The 7,184-nt window shown below is 65.7% G+C and carries 7 protein-coding genes; 2 read left to right on the plus strand and 5 right to left on the minus strand.

The features are described from left to right. Window positions 1-856, plus strand: an 856-nt coding sequence (locus LPZ50_RS19270) for a type II secretion system F family protein (RefSeq protein ID WP_230663836.1), incomplete at its 5' end; no start/stop codon positions are given. A gap of 10 nt (window positions 857-866) precedes the next feature. Here LPZ50_RS19270 and LPZ50_RS19275 read toward each other — a convergent pair. Genes LPZ50_RS19275 through LPZ50_RS19285 form a run of 3 tightly spaced genes read right to left on the minus strand, consistent with a single transcriptional unit; the run spans window position 867 to window position 4,264 of the window. Beyond that, a complete protein-coding gene (locus LPZ50_RS19275) occupies window positions 867-1,205 on the minus strand; it encodes a P-II family nitrogen regulator (protein WP_230663839.1) in 339 nt (112 codons plus the stop codon). A 43-nt stretch (window positions 1,206-1,248) separates the two neighbouring features. Then, window positions 1,249-2,883: an NAD+ synthase gene (locus tag LPZ50_RS19280; RefSeq protein WP_230663842.1), complete on the minus strand. Its 1,635-nt coding sequence runs from the start codon at window positions 2,881-2,883 to the stop codon at window positions 1,249-1,251. 37 nt (window positions 2,884-2,920) lie between these two features. Next, window positions 2,921-4,264: a mechanosensitive ion channel family protein gene (locus LPZ50_RS19285; RefSeq protein ID WP_230663845.1), complete on the minus strand. Its 1,344-nt coding sequence runs from the start codon at window positions 4,262-4,264 to the stop codon at window positions 2,921-2,923. A gap of 84 nt (window positions 4,265-4,348) precedes the next feature. Between LPZ50_RS19285 and argH the strand changes: the two genes are divergently transcribed. Continuing rightward, window positions 4,349-5,767: an argininosuccinate lyase gene (argH, locus tag LPZ50_RS19290; RefSeq protein ID WP_230663848.1), complete on the plus strand. Its 1,419-nt coding sequence runs from the start codon at window positions 4,349-4,351 to the stop codon at window positions 5,765-5,767. A 67-nt stretch (window positions 5,768-5,834) separates the two neighbouring features. Here the strand turns inward: argH and LPZ50_RS19295 are convergent, their stop codons facing one another. Both LPZ50_RS19295 and cadR read right to left on the minus strand, forming a co-directional pair. Next, a complete protein-coding gene (locus LPZ50_RS19295) occupies window positions 5,835-6,413 on the minus strand; it encodes a nitroreductase family protein (RefSeq protein ID WP_230663851.1) in 579 nt (192 codons plus the stop codon). Window positions 6,414-6,522: 109 nt separating this feature from the next. Beyond that, window positions 6,523-6,957 (minus strand): Cd(II)/Pb(II)-responsive transcriptional regulator, encoded by a 435-nt coding sequence (gene cadR / locus LPZ50_RS19300; protein ID WP_230663854.1) that lies wholly within the window; start codon window positions 6,955-6,957, stop codon window positions 6,523-6,525. Window positions 6,958-7,184: the final 227 nt, after the last annotated feature.

The raw sequence follows: 7,184 nt of genomic DNA on the forward strand, positions 1-7,184 counted from the left end.
GTGCCACGGCGCCGATGCCAAGACCTCGGTGGATCCTTCCTACCCAGTGCTGGCCGGCCAGCACGCCGACTACCTGGCACAGGTCATGGAAAAACTGGCGGGCTATATCGAGGAACGCAACGCCCTGCGCGGCAAAGTGATGACGGCCTTCATCTACCCCGCCGTGGTGGCCTGTGTGTCGGTGATCATCGTGGCCTTCCTGCTGGGCTATGTCGTGCCGCAGGTCATTACCGCGTTCGACCACGCCAACCAGCAGTTGCCGCTGCTGACGCGCATCATGCTGGCGCTGAGCGATTTCGTGCGGCACTGGGGCTGGGCCACGGCCATCGGCGTGGTCGCCGCCTTTCTGTTGTGGCGCATGGCCTTGCGCTCACCGGCGCGCCGGCTGGCCTGGCATGCGCGCTTGCTGCGCCTACCATTGATCGGGCGTTTCGTCATGGGCGTGGACGCGGCCCGCTTCGCCTCGACCCTGGCCATTCTCAGCGGCAGCGGCGTCAGCCTGCTGGGCGCCCTGAACGCGGCGCGCCGCACCCTGGGCAATGACCGCCTGCGCAGCGCGGTGGACGAGGCCACCGAGCGCGTGCGCGAAGGCGCGCCGCTGGCTTCGGCGCTGGCGGCGCAAAAGGTGTTTCCATCATTGCTGGTGCACTTGATCGCCAGTGGCGAAAAAACCGGCCGCCTGCCGGAACTGCTGGACCGTGGCGCGCAAAACCTGTCGCGCGACCTGGAGCGCCGCGCCATGGCAATGACCGCGCTGCTGGAACCCTTGCTGATCCTGCTGATGGGCGGCTTCGTGCTGCTGATCGTGCTGGCGGTGATGATGCCGATTCTGGAGATGAACCAGCTGGTGCGCTAGTGGGCCGGTGTTACAGCGCCTGGTCGCCGTTTTCGCCGGTACGGATGCGCACGGCTTGCTCGATGGGGGTAACGAAGATCTTGCCGTCGCCGATCTTGCCCGTGCGGGCGGCCTTGATCACGGCCTCGATGGCGGGTTCGACCATGTCGTCGGCCAGCACCACCTCGACGCGGATCTTGGGCAGGAAGTCCACTACGTACTCGGCGCCGCGATACAGTTCGGTGTGCCCTTTCTGGCGGCCGAAGCCCTTGACTTCGGTAACCGTCAGCCCGCTGACGCCCACTTCGGCGAGCGCCTCGCGGACTTCATCGAGCTTGAAGGGTTTGATGATGGCGGTGACTTGTTTCACGTTGTTCTAGTCCTGAAGATAGATCGAATAGCGGCGCGGGGATTCAGACGGTTTCCCGGAACCCGTTCGTGACAGGATAGCGCCAATCGCGGCCGAACGCGCGCGGCGTGATGCGCGGCCCCGGCGGCGCCTGGCGGCGCTTGTACTCGTTGATGCGGATCAGGCGCACCACCTGTTCAACCGCCGCCTGGGGAAAGCCCGCGGCCACGATCTCGGTAGCCGACTGGTTGCGTTCCATGTAGCGTTCCATGATGCCGTCCAGAATGTCGTACGGCGGCAGGCTGTCCTGGTCGGTCTGGTCGGGACGCAGTTCGGCCGATGGCGGCCGGGTAATGATGCGGCGCGGAATCACTTCAGCTTCGCGGTTGCGCCATTCAGCCAGGCGGTAAACCAGCGTCTTGGGTACGTCTTTGATCACCGCGAAGCCGCCGGCCATGTCGCCATACAGCGTGCAGTAGCCAGTGGTCAGTTCGGACTTGTTGCCCGTGGTAAGCACCAGGTGCCCGGTTTTGTTCGACAGCGCCATCAGCAGGGTGCCGCGCACCCGCGCCTGGATGTTTTCTTCGGTGGCATCCACCGGCAGGCCGGCGAACTGCGGCGCCAGCATGGCTTCGAAGGCGTCCACGGCCGGGCCGATGGCGATGTCGTCGTGGCGCACGCCCAGTCGTTGCGCCATGTCGGTGGCGTCGGTTTGTGAAATATCGGCCGTATAGCGCGAGGGCATCATCACGGTACGGACGTTGCCAGCGCCCAATGCATCCACGGCCACGGCCAGCACCACGGCCGAATCGATACCGCCCGACAGCCCGATGATGGCGCCCGGAAAGCCGTTCTTGCCCAGGTAATCGCGCACCCCCAGCACCAGCGCCTTCCAGACTTGCTCTTCCAGGCAGTACGGCGCCACGTCCGCGTGGCGCGACACCGGCCGCACGGCGCCGCCAGCATCGGCCTCCACCACGTTCACGCCTTCGGCGTAGTCGGGCAGCCGCGCGGCGGACTGGCCTTGCGCGTCCAGCGCGAACGAGGCCCCGTCGAACACCAGTTCGTCCTGCCCGCCCACCATGTTGGCGTATATCACCGAACAGCCGGTTTCCTGCGCACAGCGGCGCGCCACGTTCAGGCGCTCTTCGTGCTTGCCCGTGTTGTAGGGAGAGGCATTGGGCACCAGCAGCACCTGCGCGCCGGCACGGGCGGCGGCTTGCGGGGCGCGGCCGAACCAGATGTCTTCACAAATGTTGATGCCGAAGCGCACGCCCTTGGCCTCGAAAACCAGGGGCTCTTCCGCGGCGGCGAAGTAGCGCTGCTCGTCGAAGACCGAATAATTGGGCAGTTCGCGCTTGCAATACACGCCCACCACCCGCCCTTCGCACAGCACCGTGGCGGCGTTGTACAACCGGCCGCCACGCGCCAGCACATGGCCCACCAGCAAGTGCAGCCCGGCCAGGCCTGCCGTGTCTTGCCGCAACTGGTCCAGCGCGGCTTCCTGGCGTTCGACGAAATGCGGGCGCAGCAACAGGTCTTCAGGCGGATAGCCGGTAAGCACCAGTTCGGGCGTTACCAGCACGTCGGCCCCCTGTTCGTGGGCCGAACGGGCCGCCTTCAATACGCGGGCCGCATTGCCCGCGATATCGCCCACATGGGCGTTGATTTGCGCGATTCCAACCCGGGCAGCGCTCATGGACTACGGTTCCAAATCGGTTGAATACAAAGAAAAATTATCGCATGGCCTCGGCGGAGCCGCCGGCCAGGGCCGGCCGGCCTCCGCCGCCGTCCAGCGCACGTTCGCGCGCCAGTTCGTGCCGCAGGCCCTGCGCCAGCCCATCGCCGATGGCGCCCAGGTCGGCTCCGGACGGCTGCTGATACAGGCGAAGCCCCAGTTCGGGCAGGATGGCCAGCAGATGATCGAACACGTCTCCCTGGATGCGTTCGAACTCGACCCAGGCCGTCAGGGCCGTGAAGCAATACACCTCGACCGGGATGCCGTCGGACTGCGGTTCCATCATGCGCACCATCATGGCCATGTCCTGGCGCAGTTCAGGGTGGCGCTTCAAGTAGGCCAGCGCGTACGCCCGGAAGGTGCCGATATTGGTCAGCCGGCGCCGGTTGACCGGCAATTCGGCGACGTCGGCTCCCAGCTCGCTGTTGGCCTGGCGCAGGTCGGTCTGCTTGGCGGCCAGGTAGTCGTGCAGCAGGCGGAAGCGCATCAGGCGTTCGGCCTCGTCTTCATTCAGGAAGCGCACGGTGGTGGCATCGACGCGCAAGGTGCGCTTGATGCGGCGGCCGCCCGATTCGAACATGTGGCGATAATTGCGGTAGCTTTCGGAAAACAGCTTGTAGGTAGGCACCGTGGTGACGGTGTTGTCCCAGTTCTGCACCTTGACGGTATGCAGCGCGATATCGCGCACAAAGCCATCGGCGTTGGACTGCGGCATCTCGATCCAGTCGCCGATGCGCAGCATGTCGTTGGACGTGAGCTGCGTGCTGGCCACCAGCGAAAGCAGTGTGTCCTTGAACACCAGCAGCAACACCGCCGACAAGGCGCCCAGGCCGGAAATCATCCACAGCGGGGAACGGTCCAGCAGAATGGACAGCACCAGCACCGTGCAAATAGCGATCAGCATCAGCTTGCCGATCTGGATATAACCCTTGATAGAACGCGTTTGCGCCCGCGTGGTGGCCGAATAGGTGTCTTGCCAGGCGCTCAGCACGCCGCTGACCGCCATGAATATGCAGATCCAGGCGGCGGCGTGCGCCAGGCGCCCCACCACCGTCACGGCCTGTTCCACGTGCGGCACCAGGCCTATGCCCAGCGACACCACGGCGAACGGCACCGCGTACCAGAAATTCTGGTACGCGCGGCGGCGGCGCAGGGCCTTGTCCCAGTCTTCCCGGCCGGTGAGCACCAACAGGCGGTGCGCGCACTTCAGCACGATGAGCGCCCCCACCCACTGCGCCACCAGCGCCGCCAATATCAGCGCGCCTATGCCGACCAGCGTCTGGGCCCACACCTGCGTCGGCACGTATTCGCCCAGGCGCACCACCAGGCGTTCCCATTCCATGGCCAAAGTCAGGCTCCTTTACATAATTGCCGAATTATCCAACAAGTCCGGCCGCCCGGGGCTGGCCCTATAATTCCGCCCATCATGGCAAAAACACCCTCACCCGACCAAAACCAGTTCGCCAACAAGGCGCAAGCCTGGTCCGCCCGGTTCTCCGAGCCGGTTTCCGAACTCGTCAAACGCTACACCGCGTCCGTGGATTTCGACCAGCGCCTGGCGCGCCACGATATCCAGGGCTCGCTGGCCCACGCCGAAATGCTGGCCGCGCAGGGCATCATCCCCGCGCAAGACCTGGCCGACATCCAGCGCGGCATGGCCCAGATCCTGTCGGAAATCGACGCCGGCACCTTCCAGTGGCTGCTGGACCTGGAAGACGTGCACCTGAATATCGAAAAGCGCCTGGTCGAGCTGGTGGGCGACGCGGGCAAGCGCCTGCACACCGGCCGTTCGCGCAACGACCAGGTGGCCACCGATATCCGCCTGTGGCTGCGCGCCGAAATCGACACGCTGGTCGGCCTGCTGCGCCAACTGCGCCATGCCCTGGCCACCGTCGCCCTGGAAAACGCGGCCACCATCATGCCGGGCTTCACGCACCTGCAAGTGGCCCAGCCGGTTACCTTCGGCCACCACCTGCTGGCCTACGCCGAAATGTTCGGCCGCGATGCCGAGCGCCTGGCCGACTGCCGCAAGCGCGTCAACCGCCTGCCGCTGGGCGCGGCCGCCCTGGCCGGCACCAGTTTCCCCATCGACCGCGAACGCGTGGCGCAAACGCTGGGCTTCGATGGCGTGTGCCGCAATTCGCTGGATGCCGTGTCCGACCGCGATTTCGCCATCGAATTCTGCGCCGCCGCCGCGCTGGTCATGACCCACGTGTCGCGCCTGTCGGAAGAACTGGTGCTGTGGATCAGCCCGCGCGTGGGCTTCATCGACCTGGCCGACCGCTTCTGCACCGGCAGCTCGATCATGCCCCAGAAAAAGAACCCCGACGTGCCCGAACTGGCGCGCGGCAAGACGGGCCGCGTCAACGGCCACCTGATGGCCCTTCTGACGCTGATGAAAGGCCAGCCCCTGGCCTACAACAAAGACAACCAGGAAGACAAGGAAGGCCTGTTCGACACGGTGGACACGCTGCGCGACACGCTGACCATCTTCGCCGACATGGCCGGCGGCATCAAGGTGAAGGCCGACAATATGCGGGCCGCCGCCCTGCAGGGCTTCGCCACCGCCACCGACCTGGCCGACTACCTGGTAAAGCAGGGCTTGCCGTTCCGCGACGCCCACGAAGTGGTGGCCCATGCCGTGCGCGACTGCGAACAGCGCGGCTGCGACCTGGCCGACCTGTCCCTGGCCGACCTGAAGGCCTACCACCCCAGCATCGGCGACGATGTCCATTCCGTGCTGACGCTGGAAGGCTCGGTGGCCGCCCGCAAGCACATCGGCGGCACCGCCCCCGAGCGCGTGCGCGAAGAAGCCCAGCGGGTACTGCAGGAAACAACCGCCTGAGGCAGCTGTACCAGGTGTCAGACACACAAGGTGCCTGACACCCGGGGCTGGGGGCATTGCCAGCGCCTTACTCCCCCGTCCACTCCGTCACGAATTCGCGGTAGTCCGGCCGGTCGGCGGCCGGCACTGCGCAGGCCGGCGTGCCCACCGCCAGGAAGCCCAGGAAACGGTAATCCAGCGCGTCCAGCCCCAGCGCTTCCTGGACATCCTCCAGGTAAGTGCCCATGCCCGTGCTCCAGAAGGCTCCGTAGCCCAGCATGTGCACGGCGTTCAGGATATTCATCACCGACGCCCCGGTGGCCAGCAGTTGTTCCTGCTCGGGCACCTTGGGGTTGTCGTGGTCGATCTTGTGCGCCAGGCCGATGAACAGCGGCACCTCGCTCATCCACTGCCGCACCGATTTTTCTTTTTCCGGCGTCATGCGCGGATCGCCGCTGCGCTTGACCGCGTCCAGGGCAATGTCGGCCAGCCGGCCGATGGCCTGACCGCGGATCAGCACAAAACGCCAGGGCCGCAGCCTGCCGTGGTCGGGCGCGCTCATGCCAGCCTGCAGAATCTGGTCCAGTTCGTCCTGCTTGGGCGCGGGCGCGCGCAGGAATTTCATGGACCGGCGGGAAGTCAGGGCGTGCAAGGGGGAAGCTGTCATGGGGAAACGGTTCGGGTCAACGTTCTATTGAGAAACATTCTCATCATACGCCAGGGCTGCCCGGGATATCCGGGATTTCCCCAAGGCGATCAAGGTCATCGCAGCGTGCTCAGCCCAGATGGGTATGGCGTTCGGGCCGTTCCTGCACCTGCATTTCCGACAGGCCATGCAGAATGCCGCAGTCGTCGGTGTCGGGCCGCGCCAGCAGGCAGCGCTGCCGCAATTCAGCCAGTTGGGACTTCAACTGCACCAGTTCGGCAATGCGCGCATCCACGTGCGCGATGTGCTCGTCGAACAGCTCATTGATGGGCCCGCAGCCGGCGCGATGGTCGTCGGCCAGCTGCAGAATGGCGCGGATTTCATCCTGGGTCATGTCCAGCGCCCGGCAGTTGCGGATCAGCCGCAGGCGTTCCTGGTGCGCCGCGCCATAGCTGCGATAGTTGTTCAGGCCCCGCTCGGGCGCGGGCAGCAGGCCTTCTTTCTCGTAGTAGCGCACGGTTTCCACGGTCGTGCCGGCCGCCTTGGCGAGTTCGCCGATTTTCATGGCTGCCTCCAGTCGATACGCGCCTGCACAGGCGCTTGACCCTATAGTAACTCCAGGGTGTGCAATCTGGCCATTGTTTGGATAACCGCCAGGAAACCCGCCGTATGCCCTGCTCCGCTTCCAAGACCCCCAGCTGCTGCGGACACGACCACAGCGCCACGCAAACCCAGGCCGTTACCGGCCCTGGGCAGGCCGCCTGCTGCGCGCCCGCCGGCCGCGCCGACGCG

The organism is Bordetella petrii, from assembly GCF_020991325.1.
Taxonomy (GTDB): Bacteria; Pseudomonadota; Gammaproteobacteria; order Burkholderiales; family Burkholderiaceae_B; genus Bordetella_A; species Bordetella_A petrii_E.